This window comes from Mesorhizobium sp. M0019 (genome assembly GCF_040323975.1).
Classification (GTDB): Bacteria; Pseudomonadota; Alphaproteobacteria; order Rhizobiales; family Rhizobiaceae; genus Mesorhizobium.
The window spans coordinates 17,676-32,767 of record NZ_JAMYVK010000026.1 but is presented as its reverse complement, the minus strand read 5'-3'; the positions used below and the strand labels follow the sequence as shown (position 1 = coordinate 32,767).

14 protein-coding genes and 1 pseudogene are annotated in these 15,092 nt (G+C 61.2%); 8 read left to right on the top strand and 7 right to left on the bottom strand.

Going from position 1 to position 15,092, the window contains the following annotated elements; genetic code table 11:
• Nucleotides 1-50 precede the first annotated feature (50 nt).
• A complete protein-coding gene (locus NKK47_RS19220; RefSeq protein ID WP_352577903.1) occupies nt 51-1,343 on the bottom strand; it encodes an aspartate aminotransferase family protein in 1,293 nt (430 codons plus the stop codon).
• Nucleotides 1,344-1,444: 101 nt separating this feature from the next.
• Nucleotides 1,445-2,425, bottom strand: coding sequence for a quinone oxidoreductase family protein (locus tag NKK47_RS19215; protein ID WP_352577902.1), 981 nt, complete (start codon nt 2,423-2,425; stop codon nt 1,445-1,447).
• A 389-nt stretch (nt 2,426-2,814) separates the two neighbouring features.
• Between NKK47_RS19215 and NKK47_RS19210 the strand changes: the two genes are divergently transcribed.
• From NKK47_RS19210 to NKK47_RS19175, 8 genes and pseudogenes are all read left to right on the top strand, one after another.
• Nucleotides 2,815-3,870: an ABC transporter substrate-binding protein gene (locus tag NKK47_RS19210; protein ID WP_352577901.1), complete on the top strand. Its 1,056-nt coding sequence runs from the start codon at nt 2,815-2,817 to the stop codon at nt 3,868-3,870.
• Between the two features lie 25 nt (nt 3,871-3,895).
• A complete protein-coding gene (locus NKK47_RS19205) occupies nt 3,896-4,771 on the top strand; it encodes an ABC transporter permease (protein WP_352577900.1) in 876 nt (291 codons plus the stop codon).
• Nucleotides 4,772-4,782: 11 nt separating this feature from the next.
• A complete protein-coding gene (locus NKK47_RS19200) occupies nt 4,783-5,577 on the top strand; it encodes an ABC transporter permease (protein WP_352577899.1) in 795 nt (264 codons plus the stop codon).
• 21 nt (nt 5,578-5,598) lie between these two features.
• Complete coding sequence (locus NKK47_RS19195) at nt 5,599-6,684, top strand: ABC transporter ATP-binding protein (RefSeq protein ID WP_352577898.1); 1,086 nt, start codon at nt 5,599-5,601, stop codon at nt 6,682-6,684.
• Entirely contained in the window at nt 6,639-8,174 is a 1,536-nt protein-coding gene (locus tag NKK47_RS19190; protein WP_352577897.1) for an aminotransferase-like domain-containing protein, read from the top strand. The genes NKK47_RS19195 and NKK47_RS19190 overlap by 46 nt, the downstream gene beginning before the upstream one ends.
• Before the next feature lie 11 nt (nt 8,175-8,185).
• Nucleotides 8,186-9,302 (top strand): annotated as a pseudogene (locus tag NKK47_RS19185) (NAD-dependent succinate-semialdehyde dehydrogenase); the annotation flags it as partial.
• Between the two features lie 270 nt (nt 9,303-9,572).
• Nucleotides 9,573-9,815 (top strand): biotin transporter BioY, encoded by a 243-nt coding sequence (locus NKK47_RS19180; RefSeq protein ID WP_352577896.1) that lies wholly within the window; start codon nt 9,573-9,575, stop codon nt 9,813-9,815.
• On the top strand, nt 9,793-10,005 hold the full coding sequence (locus tag NKK47_RS19175; RefSeq protein WP_352577895.1) for a biotin transporter BioY: 213 nt from the start codon (nt 9,793-9,795) through the stop codon (nt 10,003-10,005). The genes NKK47_RS19180 and NKK47_RS19175 overlap by 23 nt, the downstream gene beginning before the upstream one ends.
• A gap of 139 nt (nt 10,006-10,144) precedes the next feature.
• On the opposite strand, the gene NKK47_RS19170 is transcribed toward NKK47_RS19175, so the two are convergent.
• The 5 genes from NKK47_RS19170 to NKK47_RS19150 are packed head-to-tail and all read right to left on the bottom strand — an operon-like array spanning nt 10,145 to nt 15,081.
• Nucleotides 10,145-11,533: an MmgE/PrpD family protein gene (locus tag NKK47_RS19170; protein WP_352577894.1), complete on the bottom strand. Its 1,389-nt coding sequence runs from the start codon at nt 11,531-11,533 to the stop codon at nt 10,145-10,147.
• 27 nt (nt 11,534-11,560) lie between these two features.
• Nucleotides 11,561-12,373, bottom strand: coding sequence for an HpcH/HpaI aldolase/citrate lyase family protein (locus NKK47_RS19165; RefSeq protein WP_352577893.1), 813 nt, complete (start codon nt 12,371-12,373; stop codon nt 11,561-11,563).
• Entirely contained in the window at nt 12,367-13,206 is an 840-nt protein-coding gene (locus NKK47_RS19160) for an HTD2 family dehydratase (RefSeq protein ID WP_352577892.1), read from the bottom strand. Before NKK47_RS19160 ends, NKK47_RS19165 begins: the two co-directional genes overlap by 7 nt.
• An 11-nt stretch (nt 13,207-13,217) precedes the next feature.
• The gene (locus tag NKK47_RS19155; protein ID WP_352577891.1) at nt 13,218-14,348 is read right to left on the bottom strand and encodes a CaiB/BaiF CoA transferase family protein; all 1,131 of its coding nucleotides are present in this window, start codon (nt 14,346-14,348) and stop codon (nt 13,218-13,220) included.
• Complete coding sequence (locus NKK47_RS19150; RefSeq protein WP_352577890.1) at nt 14,341-15,081, bottom strand: NAD(P)H-dependent oxidoreductase; 741 nt, start codon at nt 15,079-15,081, stop codon at nt 14,341-14,343. The genes NKK47_RS19155 and NKK47_RS19150 overlap by 8 nt, the downstream gene beginning before the upstream one ends.
• Nucleotides 15,082-15,092 lie beyond the last annotated feature (11 nt).

Below are 15,092 nucleotides of genomic sequence, written 5' to 3'. Positions count from 1 at the left end.
GGTCAGTGGGCGCGGCGTCGCTGCGTCCGTTGGCGTTGCGCGTTTGACAGTCAGGCGGCCTGCAACTGCTCGGCGAGTATCGGAGCGGCGTCCCTGATCGCAGTCACAGTCTGCTCGACGTCGCGCTCGTCGTGAGCAAGTGAGATATAAAACTTCCCGGCTCGCAGAATGCCTCGCTCCTGCAGCAGCGAACTGAATTTCGCGGTGACCGCGGCGTTCACGTCACGGCTCTCGCGAAAGTTCCGGACCTGCTTGAGGTTGGTGAAATAGATGTCGAACATGCCCGGGAAGCCGGACGTGACAGCGGGCACGCCGGCCGCCTTCATGTTCTCGTCCAGCGCCGCGCGGATCGTGTTGCCGGTCGCGTTGAGCTTCTCATATGTTCCGGGGCGCTGAAGAATCTTCAGCGACGTCAGACCTGCGATCGATGCGATCGGATTGGCGTTGAGTGTCCCAACATAGGGTAGGTATCCCTTAGGGCCTACTTTCTTCTTGTCGAAGTGCGCCATGATACCCGCCTTTCCGGCAATGACGGCGAGCGGGAAGCCGCCTCCGACTATCTTGCCCAAAGTGCAAAGGTCGGGAATCACGCCGAAAAATTCTTGGGCGCCGCCATACGCCATGCGGAAGCCCGTCACGACCTCGTCGAAGATCAGCACGATGCCGAGTTCTGCTGTTATGGCCCGCAGTCCTTCCAGAAAACCGGGCAACGGCATGTACAGGCGCTGCATCGGCTCCACGATCACGCCAGCCAACTCGTCCTTGTGTTCCCGGATGATCTGTTCGGCGGCCGCGAGGTCGTTGTAAGGCGCCACCAGGATTTCGTCTTGAACCGATTGAGGAATGCCGGCGGAATCCGGTTGTCCCTGGGCGGTGTTGCCCACGCTGGTGCTCCAAAGGCTGATGAGCGTGTAGTCGCTCATGCCATGGTAGCCACCCTCGAACTTCAGGATCTTGGTGCGGCCCGTGAAAGCGCGCGCCGCCCTCATGGCCAGGAAGTCCACTTCGGTCCCCGAGTTCGCAAACCGCACTTTGTCCGCGCAAGGCACGGCCTTTACGATCTCGTCGGCCAGTTCGATGGCCCAGGGGTTGTTGGCGAAAAATGTGGTGCCTCGGCCGATCTGGTCCGCCACCGCGGCTGTGATTTCAGGATTACCATGGCCGATCATCATGGGACCGGAGCCCAGCAAAAAGTCCACGTATTCCTTTCCGTTGATGTCGCGGACGCGGCCGCCTCGGCCCTCCACGATGATCATGTCGCTGTCCAGGTTGCCGATGTTGCCAGCCGGAAGCACCCGGTGCGCGATCTCGACAAGTCGCTGTTCTTCGGTTCCTAAGCTCATGGTAGTCCTCTCGATATCGGTGTTGCAGTGAAATGAAGGCCGCCGATTTGGGCATGCATGTTTGCTGGACGGCCCGCGTAGCCGTCGACAGCCGGGCTTGGTCAGGGCACGAGGATCACCGATCCTGTGGTCCTTCTGGCCTCGAGGTCGCTATGTGCCTTGGCCGCGTCCTTCAGCGGATACCGGATCGGGTTGTTCGATCGGATGACGCCTTTCCGAATCATGTCGAACACAACGACAGAAGCCTTTTCGATCTGCGTGAGCGTGGATGCGTAATTCGCGATCGAGGGCCGGGTGACGTAGAGCGAGTTCCGCTGGAGGATCTTGAAGTCAAGCGGCGCGGGGGCGCCCGAGGTGTTTCCGTAGTTCACCAGCATTCCGCGCGGCCGCAGACACTCGAATGACTGCTCCACCGTGTCCCTTCCGATCGCGTCATAGACCACGTCGACGCCTCGGCCGCCGGTGATCTCCTTCACCCGCTCGGGAAACGACTCGGTCTTGTAGTTGATGGCGTGGGCGCACCCATTGGAAAGCGCGATATCGGCTTTCTCCTTCGAGCTGACCGTGCCGATTACCTTGGCCCCGATGTGGCTCAACCACTGGGTCGCGATCTGCCCGATTCCACCCGCTGCGGCGTGGAAGAGCACGGTCTCGTCGGGTTTCACCGGGTAGCATTGACGGATCAAATATTCGACGGCCAGGCCCTTGAACAACAGCGATGCCGCCTTCTCCGAAGAGATATCGTCGGGTATGGCGACCATGCGTTCGATCGGCATCGTACGCGCGGTCGAGTAGGACCCGAGCGGGCGGCCGCCATAAACAACGCGGTCCCCCACCTTGAAACTGGAGACGCCGGGGCCAACCGCCTCGATCACGCCCGCAGCCTCGACGCCCAGTCCGGTTGGGACCGGAACCGGATACTCGCCGGTGCGATGGTAGATGTCGGTGTAGTTGACGCCGATTGTGTCATGCCGGACGGTGACCTCGCCCTGGGCCGGAGCTGGTATCGGCTCCTCCAGCCACTCGATGACCTCTGGCCCGCCGAGTCTTTGGATGTTCGCGCGGAATGCCAAATTGGACACAGTACAATCCTCCTCTTTTTCGGAAAGTTATCCTGCTACTCCTAGTACAATACCGAATCGAGATCGTAAATCAATTCTTTTGAGGCGCGGTTCCGCGATGGATCGCATTTCATGCTCGGACGCATGGAGAACAGTTCGTTCCTGCGCCGCAGCGCCCCTAAGGGTGCCAGAAGAGCGGCGCTGGTACCGGCCACGTTAGTTCGACGGCGTAGGTGTGGCGCCTTTGTGGTACAATCGATAGGTGGTGTCAGGATTGATTGAAATTAGGCAGTACAAAATGCGCTTGAATATGTGGGACAATGTTGGCATGATCATTCCCGTGGCCTCATCAAGCCACGGGGAATAAACAACCGAGATCCATGATGATCCGAACCAGCAGAGGGTGACTTATGACCAAACGGAACCCGAAATTCGCAAGCCGCAGAACCTTCCTGAAACTCGCGGGCGCCGGCATCGCCGCCCCGGCGCTTCTGCGTGCGACCTACACCGTGGCCGCCGAACCCATCACCTATGTCGGATGGGGCGGTGCGGCCCAGGAGGTCGCCGAAAAGATCTTCATCAAGCCGTTCATGGCCGAGACCGGCATCCAGGTCCAGGTCGTCAATGGTCCTGATCTTGCCAAGGCAAAAGGTCAGGTCGACTCGGGCCAGATCGAATGGGACGTCATGGATCTGGCCGGCGACGTGATGGCAGGTGGCGAGAAGGCTGATCTGTTCGCCGAACTGCCGAAGGGCCTTTTCCCCTCGCAAGATGAGCTCACGCTTCCGACCCGCAAGTCCGGGGTCCCTTACATGCAGTATGCCGGTGTGATGGCGTATTCACCGTCCAGGGCCGGTGACAAGTACCCGAGAACGTTCAAGGATTTCTTCGACGGCCAGGCGCTGCCCGGGCGGCGTGGCATGCGCACGTTCGTGGGCGAACAGTTGGAGATGGCGCTTCTGGCCGACGGTGTTGCGCCCGCGTCGCTTTATCCGCTAGACGTGGATCGCGGGTTCAAGTCCCTGGATAAGGTGAAGCCATTCGTTGCGAAGTGGATCGACCAGACGCAACAGACGATAAGTCTGTTGCAAAACAACGAAATCGACTTCAGTTACACCTACAATGGGCGGGTGGAGAAAGCGCGCCAGTCAGGCGTTGACGTGGATTTCTCGCGCGACCAAGCGCTCATCCTCACGGAATACCTCGCTGTTCTCAAAGGATCGCCGCGGATCGACAATGCTATGAAGTTCATAGCCTACTACCTCAACCCGGAGCGCCAGGCCCAATTCAGCGAGGCCTACAACGCAATTCCTGTCGTCAAGGCTGCGTTCCCGCTGGTCAAGCCCGAGGTCATCGCAAGACTTCCGGACGTGAAGAATCCCGCCAACGTTGTCCTCAACGACAGCTGGTGGCTCGACAGACAAATCGAACTGGTTCGACGTTTCAAGGAATGGCTCGCGACGTGAGGTCGATGTCGCAGAGGTCGTGGCCATGGTCCAGGCAGTAACGCCTTTGGCGTGGCGACGCGGTTTAGGCTCAAGACTGAGGGGGGCGAGGGAAGCCTCGCTCCTCATTCCCTTCGCGGTTTTGCTCGGCCTAATACTCGTGCCGCCATTTTTGTTCGTTGTGCTCACCAGCTTTGGCGAGCACGGATGGAGCTTGTCATACTATAAAGACATACTGACGCAGCCACTTTTCCAAAGAGTGCTGCGCAACACGATTGAGATCGGGTTCTTCTCAGCTGTGATCTCTGTAACGATGGGCTACTTCGTGGCGCTGCACCTGTCGCGTTGTTCGCCACGACGGCGAGCGGTCTATATCACGATGGTCATGTTGCCGTTTTGGACAAGCATTCTCGTCAAAAGCTTTGCATTCACGGTCATTTTGGGAACGAACGGTATCATCAACACCGCGATCGCAACCGTTCTGGGGGACAGCTACAAACTCCCCATGCTCTTCAATCGCGTTGGTGTCTATATCGGTCTTTCCCATTGGCTTTTGCCATTTGCAGTCTTTCCCATCCTGAGCGCGCTCAGGGCACAAGACCCCAATCTGCCGATCGCCGCCGAGGTCATGGGGGCGAGCCGTTTCCGCATCTTCTGGTCGATTGTGTTCCCTCAGACAATGCCTGCGGTCATTGCCGGCGCGATCATGGTCGGCGTGATCGCGATGGGAAGTTTCGTCACGCCGTCGCTGCTTGGAGGGCGTGGGGATCTGATGATGGCGAACATGGTCGACTTCTACATTCGCGAGGCGCTCGATTGGCCCATGGCCTGTGCCATAGCCGTCACCCTGCTGGTGTTGGCCGGACTTGTGATCGTCCTCCAGAAACTGATTGGCGGCCTCTACCGCATGGCAAGAGGATAGGGAGGTTTTCAGTGTCCATACGCAATCCCGGCTCTACCATTTCTTCTGCGGTGGCGTGGGTCATCTACGCTTTCCTGGTGCTCCCGACACTCATCGTCATTCCGATGTCGTTCGGACAGGGCAGCGAGCTTATGTTCCCGCCGCGGCAATGGGGTTTGAGCCTATACCGCGAGATGCTGGATCCGACAAAAGGATGGCTCGCGGCCAGCTGGAACAGCCTGCAGATAGCGCTCGGCGCTACGACACTGGCCATCCTGCTCGGTGTGCCGGCAAGTTATGCGCTGGCGCGCCGCAAACCTTTGATCGGGCTCACGCGGTTCCTGGCCTTGAGTCCGATCTTCATTCCCACCATCGTGCTCGCCCTGGGGCTCTATCTCTACTTCCTGTGGCTTGGCATCAACGGCACGAAGATGGGATTGATCCTCGCTCACGCGGTCTTGGTCGGCCCGTTCGTGCTTCTGACCGTGGGGGCTGCATTGAACCAGTTGGACCAGAATGTCGAAGTGGCGTCCAGCGTGCTCGGCGCCGGGACATTGCGCATCTTCCTGCAGGTGGTACTGCCCGGACTTCGGACAGCAATTGTTTCCAGCGCGTTCTTCGCGTTTCTGCTGTCATTCGACGAAGTCGTGGTGGCCTGGTTTATCGGCAAGGGATCCAATCCCACGCTTCCGGTGAAGATGTACAGTTCCATCCAGTGGGAAATCTCCCCGGTCCTGGCGGCGATCTCGTCGATCCTGGTCGTGTTGACGACGGCAATTTGCATCGCGGTGGCTTTTATCCAACCGAATGTCGCCGAGCCGAAATAAACGAATAGAGAGGAAATACGAGTGTCGAGCCTTAGACTTCTTGGGATTTCCAAGTCTTACGGACTGCTGGAAGTTGTGTCTCCTACCGACCTGACCGTAAGCCAGGGAGAGTTCATCACGCTTCTGGGGCCGAGTGGTTCGGGCAAGACCACGCTGTTGCAGATCATTGCCGGGATCATCGAGCCGACCAACGGCACAATCGAAATCGGCGGCGTGGACGCCACGCGGCTTCATTCGCGTGATCGCCAGCTGGCAATGGTTTTTCAAAACTACGCCCTTGTCCCGCACATGAGCGTGTTCGACAACATCGCGTTTCCGTTGAAAATCCGCAGGCATTCGGCGGCCGAAATTCAAGACAAGGTCAAAAAGGCACTCTCATCCGTGCGGCTCGACCAGTTCGCCGACCGGAAGCCGCGGCAGTTGAGCGGCGGGCAACAACAACGCGTGGCGATCGCACGCGCCCTGGTCTACAACCCATCGCTGGTCCTGATGGACGAGCCGTTGGGGGCTTTGGACAAGAATCTGCGCGACCAACTCCAAGAGGAGATTTCCAAACTGCACCGTGAACTCGGCGTGACCATCATCTATGTGACCCATGACCAACAGGAGGCCATGGCGATGTCCGACAGGGTCGTGCTCATGCAGCAAGGCAGGATCGAACAGGCCGCGACCCCCGCCGAGCTCTACCATCGTCCCCAAACAGCCTTCGCGGCGAGGTTTCTCGGCGAGTCCAACCTCTTCTGCGGCACGGTCCTTGGAAACCAGGGCGAACTGTCCGTTCGCCTGGAGAGCGGAGAAGTTATCCGGGCGCCGTCAACTTCGAACCTGTCGGTTGGCCAGGACGTCACGATCCTCGTCAGGCCAGAGCAGATGCAACTGCTTAGCGAAGGGGAATCGGCGGCCGGCGCGAACATCATCGAGGTTTCCCGGGAGGGCCAGACATTTCTCGGCGCGGTGACGCGTCATCACTTCAAGACGCGGTCCGGGCAGGAAATCAGAATGAACAGCACGTCCTCGGCCTTGGATTTCAGTTCCGGACCCGGGGCCGCGGCGACGGTCGCGTGGAAACTCGAACAATCCGTCGTTTTGGGAGGCTCGTCAGGCTGACTGCCGGAGCGGTCCGCGCTTCGGCGCCGCCGCCGATCGGTCATATTGACTTGAACTGGATTTTACCAGCAACTGAACGCGATCATACTAGAACAAAAGTCGAAAAGAAGTTGGATCAAATCCCGTCCTTGCAACCCATAACTGGAGGCGACCGCGGCAAATATCGACTTGTGGTCGACGCGATCGAGGCGCTCTGCGCGAAACTTGGGCCGGGTGCCAAACTTCCGCCTCACAGAACTATGGCGGCTGAACTTAACGTCACGATTTCGACGTTGACGCGGGCCGTGTCCGACCTTACCCGGCGCGGCCTGTTGATCACGAGGCGGGGTTCGGGAACAACGATCGCGCAAGGAATTCTGCCGCACAAGGAACCGGTCGCCGAAGGGCGTTTCGATTTTCGGTTCAACGTGCCGCCGCTCGAACCTGTCGCAGACATTCTCCGAGAGCTGCTTGCGGCAGTTCAAGGCAACGCAGACGTTTTCCAAGCAGAACCAATGGGCGGCTCGGCCGGCGCGAGACAGGCCGGGGTGGAGTGGCTGCGCCTGCGCGGCCTTAACCCGGCTGCCGATCAGGTATTTCTGACGGACGGCACCCATCAAGGCCTTATCGCTGCGCTGCGAATGGTGACCCAACCCGGAGACAAGGTGCTCTGCGAGGCCCTGCATTACTCAGGCGTACGTCAGATTGCCGACTTGCTGGGTCTTCAGCTATTGGCCGTTCCCATCGATCACCGAGGCCTCGACGTCGAGGCCTTCCACCGGCTCGCCAGAGAGTTTTCGCCGCGAGCTGCGGTGCTGACGCCCGAGACGCAAATGCCCACGAGCACGACCTTGTCAGGCCCAGCCAGGCATGAAATCGTCGCGACCGCGCGCGAAACGGGCATGTTTCTGATTGAGGACGACATATTCGGGCACCTGGCATCGGACGGTGAGCCGACGCTGACGTCGCTCGCGCCAGAACGTTCGATACTGGTGACGAGCATGTCAAAATGCATCTCAGCCGGTGTCAGGGTCGGCCACATACTTGTTCCCGCCAACCTGATTGCCGCTGCTGAGAGAGCCCTGGGAGAGTTGGGGTGGACGTCGTCGGCCCTCTACAGCGCGCTTTCGCAAAAACTCATTTTCGACGGGTTGGCCCAAAGGGCAGTAGCGGCGCAAAGAAGCGAGGCTCTGGCGCGGGCCCGGATAGCCCGGTCGATCCTCGGATCTGCCATCGTCATCGGCGACGACGGTCCCAAGGGACCGAAGCCATCCTACCATGGCTGGCTAACGCTGCCACCCGGCCGCGCAATGGACCGGTTCGTGACCGAACTCGCAGATCGACAGGTGTTGGTCTCTTCCGCCTATAGTTTCGCGCAAAGCGATCCTGTGACTTTGGCGGCGGTTCGCATCGGCCTGGGTAACGTCTCTGGCGACCGCCTTGAGGCTGGCTTGCAACGTGTTGCGTCCGTTTTGAATGGCGGGGGCTCAAATCCCATTGGGTTCGTCTGATCGATCAGAGGGCGAACGGAGAAATGGGCCGAGCAGCGACATGCATTTCGGACTTCACCGGATCGTGCATCTCGACGATTGCAGCGCCATCCGCGGATCGGCGCATGCTCGTGATAAAGCAGCCGATTGGCGTCGTCGGCATGATCACCCCCTGGAATTTTCCAGCTTCCATGGTCGCTCGCAAAATTTTTCCGGCCTTGGCCGCAGGCTGCACAATAGTCCTCAAACCGGCCGAGCAGACTCCCATGATTGCGGGCGCGATGTTCGCGCTTGCCCATGAAGCCGGTTTTCCAGAAGGCGTGGTCAATCTCATTTATGCCTCGCAGGGTGAAGCGGTCTGTCGCGAACTCTGCTCAAACCCCAAGGTTCGCAAAATCAGCTTCCCCGGTTCGACGGAAGTCGGCAGACTGCTGATCCGGCAGTGTTCGGACCAGATCAAGAAGGTCAGTCTGGAGCTTGGCGGCAATGCGCCATTCATCCTCTTCGACGAGCCGATGTGAGTGCCGCTGTCGACGGCGCCATCCAGGCGAAGTTTCGCAATGCCGGCCAAACTTACGTCTCGGCCAACAGGCTTTACGTGCAGGCCGGCGTCCACGACGAGTTTGTCGCGCAATTCACCGCGCGGGTTCGAGCGCTTGCGGTCGGCGGTGGCTTCGAACCAGATGTCGCCATCGGCCCACTCATCGACGCCCGCGCCCTCATCAAGATCGAAAACCACATCGCCGACGCTCTCGAGAAGGGCAGAGCAATCAGTTGCGGCGGCAAGCGCATCGGCAACGCCGGCACGTTTTTCCAGCCTACGGTGCTGAGCGGCATTCCCGGCTTGATGCTCGTCGCCCAAGAAGAGACATTCGGACCGCTGGCACCGATCATTCGTTTCGATGACCCTGAGCAAGTGGTGCGCGATGCCAACGATACCATTTATGGTTTCTACGCTTCGGATCTAAAACGCTTGTGGCGCGTGGCCGAGGCGCTGGAATATGGCATGGTGGGCATCAACACCGGCCGCATGTCTTCCGAGGCCGCCCCTTTGGCGGCATCAAGCAATCTGGCCTCGGCCGCGAAGGCTCTCGCCATGGCCTGGAAGACTATCTCGAGATGAAGTATCTCTGCATGGCGGGAATTTAGTTGGCTCAGCACGCCATAGGCCAACGCTGAGGCTCCGTCCCAGGCGCCAACCACCGCTTCATAACCGACCCTAGAGCGCACTGACAGGCGGCCTGGAGCAGCTGTTGGCCTGCGGCAGGTGCATAAATCCTTCGAAGCCAAGGGCTTTGTTGAATTCGCAAGTTTGCAATCGCAGTATGCAAACATAAATTACGCTTTTGCGCCTCTTCGACCGTTTTCTCATCCGTAGCCGCCGGCTAAACCTTTGACGAATTGAAGTCGGGGAGACCAATGCCGTTCATCACAGCCTTTGCCCAACGGGGCGCCGCTAGCAATTTCGTTGATGCCGCGCTGATTGCTGCGGCGACGCTGCTTGTCGCGCTGTCAGCGAGGGTCTCAGGGCCGTCATATCCCGTGCCGATGACGCTGCAGACCTTTGCCGTCATAGGTCTCGGCTTCGTGCTCGGCCCCTGGCGGGCGGCAGCGGCCGTGTTGCTTTACTTGGCCGAAGGTGCTTCGGCCTGCCGGTGTTAGCCGCATATCTGAGATAGGCATCGGCCTGGCCTACATACTGGGGCCGACAGGCGGTTACCTGCTTGGCTATCTGCCCGCCGCCGCACTGGCCGGATGGGCTGGCACGCGCGATTGGGCATCGAAGCCTCTGACCCCGTCGGCGGCGGGGCTGTGGCAATTGCAGCTGCTGGTTCGTCGAAGTCTTCCATGACGCCGGACATCATCTCGGTGGCCGTCGGTCCGGGCAGATGCAGTTCACGCGGACGCCGAACCCGGCCATAGTCGACCGACCATGAGCGCCTGCGCCACCAGCGCGAGAGACAGTTCATCGATCGCGCCGGTGCTCGGAGCTAATTGCAGATCAGGTGTTCGCAGACAATACTCGCCGTGCTCCATGGTCGTTCGAGATTCCAGATTTGGGAAATGCAGGCGCGCATCTCGTTAGCAGTGGCGCCTCCTCGAAATTCGGCAAGGCGTATGGCCTTGGCTTCCAATTCTTGTTGCGCAAGCGTGTTGCCGGGGTCGCCCTTGGGCTCGTCGACGCGGGCATCGAGTTTGCGGCCGTCAGCGGTGGTGACGCTTACCTTGCCGACCCATTGCCGGGGGTAAAGGGTGTCGACCTCGGCGTCGAGTTCCATACGCACCTTCGCGCGGAAACGGGCGACGCGTGTGTCGGCAAGTGCGTGGTGTTCAAACGCGTCGAGGTCGGCGACGCCATGGACGGCGATCAGCCCCAAAACCGTACCCATGGAGAACTTCGCCTGGTGGACGGTTTGCGGAACGTCCACCGCGCCCAGGACATCGATGGCTCCCTGATGGACATGGGTCACTACCTCCGTGATGTCGTCCGGGCCGAGCCCTTCGCGGCGCATGAGAAGCTGCAGCGCATCGGCGGCCGGATGGGTATGCCGGCAGGCGGCGTGCCATTTGAAGGACGTTTCCTCGGTTGCCCAACGGCTGCCGAGGCGGTCCGTCAGGCGGGTCGGATCGGCGTCGCTGGACATGCCGGCAGCCATTCCTTGCTTGCCTTCGAGAATCCGCACGGCCCCCTTGAAGCCATCGCGCGCGAGATAGGCAGAAAACAGCCCGTTGGCGGCCGCGCGCGCCGTATGAAGCTGCTTGGAATCAGCGGCATCACGCAGGAATTCCCACAGCCCTGCCGCCTGCGTGCCGGCCGAGCCGAGCGCATGGTTGAGGCCGGCTGCGTCCAGCCCGATCAACTTGCCGACCGCCGCGGCCGCGGCGACAGCGCCAGCCGTGCCGGTGGTGTGGAAGATCTCGTAATGTGAACGTCCCAGGAATTCTCCGACCCGGATGCCCACCTCGTAACCGGCTATGCAGGCAGTCAGGATGTCACGGCCGGATTTGTTCTCCGCCTCGGCAACCGCCAGGACGGCCGGAAAGATCACCGCCGCCGGGTGAAAGACCGAGCCGTTGTGAACGTCGTCCTGCTCCACGACATGGGAGGCCGCGGCATTGATCATCGCCGCGAAATAGGGGCTGGTGCGCCGCCTGGTCGCGATGACTGTGCTTGGGCCTGCTGGAGGCCCCATCGTACGAGCAAAGCCATCGATGATTTCGACCTGATGCGCCCCCTTGCCGGCGAGGGTCGAGCCCAGCCAGTCGATCACCAGTCCCTGCGCGAAATGAACGACGCGTGGCGGAATCTGCTCGAAGTTGAGTTCGGCGACGAAAGCGCAAAGCTTGGCGGTCGGCCAATCGGCGGTGTCCGGGCTCATCAGTTGCTCTTCCTCTGTACGCGGACTTTAGAGCGAGGCGGTCCGGCGCAGGATCCGCCTCGCTCGCTCGAGGACCGGCCGATCCACCATCTCGCCGTTTATCTGAACAGCTTCGCCAGACGAGGCAACACCGACGATTTCGCGCGCCCAGATGATTTCGTTCTCGCTCGGGCGAAAGGCACGTCCAATAGGCTGTATTTGCTTCGGATGGATCGCCATTTTGCCGCCGAAGCCCATCTTCATTGCGTGGCGTGCATCGTCCTCGGTGATTTCAGGGTGGCTGAGGTCGGTCGTTACCCCATCGATTGGCGCGGCACGGTTGGCCGCGCGCGAGCGCCATACGATTTCGTTGCGCGCCGCAAGCAGGATCAGTCGATCGTGCGCGCAACCGAGATCGAGCGAAAAATCGATCGATCCGAAGGCAACGGCAACAACACCGGGTGAAGCCAGTATGTCTGGCAGGTTAGCCAGGCCGCGGGCACTCTCGATCAGAGCGATGACGGAAACATCGCGCGCCACTTGCCTTGTCAAATTGCCGATGTCTTCTGGATGCTCGGTCTTGGGCAGCATGACAGCGGCGCTTGCGAGACGTCGCAAAGCGCCGACGTCCGCATCGTGCCAAGGCGTGGCCGCGGCGTTGATACGGACGATGACCGGAGATCTCAGCGCCGCGGCATGACCGACAACCGCTTCCCTGGCGAGCCCCTTGTCGCCAGGGGCAACGGCGTCCTCGAGGTCAAGAATGACCGCATCCGCGTCGCTGTCGTCGGCCTTGGCAAACCTCTCCGGCCGCGATCCTGGCACGAAGAGCGGCACGACAGGTGTGGTGAAGCTCACCATTGTGCGATGGCCGTCATCGTGATCTGCCCGTTCACGGATCGCACGTCCAACTCCATGCCGTCCTGCCCTTGGGTCGTCGCGCCCAGAAGCAGGCTTTGTGGACCGGCTGCCGGACGCATGCCCCGGAATGAAAAGCGACGCGGTGCCCGGCCGGCAATGGCGGCGGCGAAATTCATGAGCAATGTCGCCTGGAGCGGGCCGTGGATGACGAGCCCGCGATAACGCTCGACTGTTGTGGCGTATGGCGCGTCGTAGTGGATGCGATGACCATTAAAGGTCAGCGCCGAATAGCGAAAAAGCAGCACCGGATCCACGTCGACCGTCCGCTGGTGCGATACGGCCGTTGCCGGGCTTGCCGGCGCGGCTGGGGGCGCCGCAGCGGTGTCGGCCGCTCGATAGACAAGCGTTTGGTCCTCCTCGATCACGGGACCAGCGTCGTTGACGATTTCGTGCCGGACGGTGACGAAGGTGAGCTGGCCGGTGCGACCCCGCTTCTGCTCGATAGCGGCCAGTGTCGAGCGACGGCGAATGGTGTCGCCGCCGCGGATCGGCGCTATGAAGCGTACGTCGCTGCCCGCCCACATGCGACGCGGAAGTGGCACCGGTGGCAGGAAGCTGCCCTTGGTCGGGTGTCCGTCGGGCCCAAGTTCGCGCATGTCGGCAATGTCGGGCGCCAGGCACCAGTGCAGGCCGGGCGGGGCCACGGTGCCTCGCACCGCGTGAGGACCGAGCATGGCGTCGAAGCTCGCCAGCAGGCGCGGGGTCACAATATCCTCGACCTGATGCGTGCGCCCGATCCATTCCTGCAGCGTGGTGCTTGTGTCCGGTCTCATGAGCTTCCTCCTCAGGCGGCGAATTCCGACCGGATTCGATCCGTGTCGGCGCCGAGAGCGGGAACGCTGGGGATTGAAGCGAACCCCTCCGATCGGCCAGCCGGTACCGGCACCGCGATGCGCCTGCCGTCCGGTAGCGCCACCTCTGCCCGGCGCAGCGCGTTGTGGTGCGGCAGGTCGCGCAGTTCGCTCACCCGGCCCCAGGCGATCCGCGCTTCGTTGAGACGGTCTATGGCTTCTTCGCAGCCGATTGCCGCGAAGATCGGTTCGATCTCGGCGTCGAGTGCCGTGCGATTGGCCACCCGCCAGGCATTGGTGGCAAAACGTTCGTCAGCGAACAGATCCTGTCTTTGCAACACGATGCCGCAGAAGCGCTTCCATTCACTGCTCTGCTGAATGGACACGACCACGGCGCCATCGCTGCAGGCATAGGGTCGGTAGGGGTAGATAGAGGCGTGCGCTAGGCCATATCGTCGGGTCTCTCGGCCCGCATGTTCGTAGTGCAGCAGCGGCACGGCCATCCAGTCGGCCATCCCGTCGAACATTGCGATCTCGACACTGCGACCACGTCCGGTCCTCTCGCGAGCCAACAGTGCTTCGAGGATCGCCGCATGGGCGTTCATTCCGGTGGCGATGTCGGCGGCGGAAACCCCGATCTTGCAGGCCGTGTCCGGCGTTCCGGTGACGGCGCAGATGCCGCTTTCGGCCTGCACAAGCATGTCGTAAGCGCGCATTGCCGCGTAAGGCGTGTCCTGCCCATACCCGACGATGTTGACGGCAATCAGCCGAGGGAATTTCTTCGCAATCGCATCGGCGGAGAGGCCGAGCCTGGCGATGGCGCCCGGCGCGAGATTCTGTACGAGAACATCCGCGCGCGCCACCATACGGTGCAGTAGAGCCAAGTCCTGCTCGGCTTTCAGATCGAGCACCGCGCTCTCCTTGCCGCGGTTGAGCCAGACGAAATAAGCCGACATACCTTCCACGGTGGAATCGTAGTGACGTGCAGTTTCACCTTCCGGGCGCTCGATCTTCACGACGCGCGCGCCGGCGTCGGCAAGACGGACCGTGCAGAGCGGTGCGGCGACCGCCTGCTCGATGGCGACGACAAACAGGCCCTCCAGCGGGCGGGCGCTGTCAGACATTGCGCTGCACCCCGGAGCGGGCGAGCACACCGGGCTTCAGTCGCTCGTTCCTGCCGTAATCCTCGGCTGGGTGGAAGAACAGGCGCGGTGTGCCGTCGATGCCCTCGAGCCTCTTGCGGTAGGTTTCCAGATAGGCCTTGCGGCCATCCTCGCCGACACGGCCCGGCATATAGGCGACGAAGGGCGGCAGCACGTCGAAGCCGGAATAGCGCAGCACTCCATTATGGATTGGCCACAGCACGGTGAGGATGTCGCCATCAATGCCATCGGGGGCGTAGGTGTCGGCCGATGTGCCGGTGGTGGCGGCCACCATGGCGAGCTTTCCCCTGAACATGCCGGTGTCGTATTTGCGGCCCGGCAGGTAGGCGAAACCGCGCGCGAGGACACGCTCGGCCCAACCCTTGAGGATTGCGGGCATTCCAAACCACCAGACCGGGAACTGGAACAGCACGAAGTCCGCCCGCTTCAGTTTTTCGATCTCGGCGTTGATGTCGGCCGAGAGTGCGCCGGCCTCGTAGGCGGCGGTCTGCTCGCGCGGCAGGCTGAAGAAATCCCGATCGCTGCGCTCGCCTGATATGTCGCCCGGCCCGGCGACAGGATTGAAGCCCATCGCATAGAGATCGCTGACGACGACGTCGTGGCCTGCGCGGATCAAGGTCTCCACGGCGAGATCCTTCATGGCGCCGTTGAAGGATCTGGGTTCCGGGTGGGCGTAGACGATGAGGATATTCACGGCGACCACTC

What these genes read in the sequence shown, in the direction of transcription:
- NKK47_RS19220 (WP_352577903.1), bottom strand. Translation starts at nt 1,343, where the DNA reads ATGAGCTTAGGAACCGAAGAACAGCGACTTGTCGAGATCGCGCACCGG.
- NKK47_RS19210 (WP_352577901.1), top strand. Translation starts at nt 2,815, where the DNA reads ATGACCAAACGGAACCCGAAATTCGCAAGCCGCAGAACCTTCCTGAAA.
- NKK47_RS19205 (WP_352577900.1), top strand. Translation starts at nt 3,896, where the DNA reads ATGGTCCAGGCAGTAACGCCTTTGGCGTGGCGACGCGGTTTAGGCTCA.
- NKK47_RS19180 (WP_352577896.1), top strand. Translation starts at nt 9,573, where the DNA reads ATGCCGTTCATCACAGCCTTTGCCCAACGGGGCGCCGCTAGCAATTTC.
- NKK47_RS19170 (WP_352577894.1), bottom strand. Translation starts at nt 11,533, where the DNA reads ATGAGCCCGGACACCGCCGATTGGCCGACCGCCAAGCTTTGCGCTTTC.
- NKK47_RS19165 (WP_352577893.1), bottom strand. Translation starts at nt 12,373, where the DNA reads ATGGTGAGCTTCACCACACCTGTCGTGCCGCTCTTCGTGCCAGGATCG.
- NKK47_RS19160 (WP_352577892.1), bottom strand. Translation starts at nt 13,206, where the DNA reads ATGAGACCGGACACAAGCACCACGCTGCAGGAATGGATCGGGCGCACG.
- NKK47_RS19155 (WP_352577891.1), bottom strand. Translation starts at nt 14,348, where the DNA reads ATGTCTGACAGCGCCCGCCCGCTGGAGGGCCTGTTTGTCGTCGCCATC.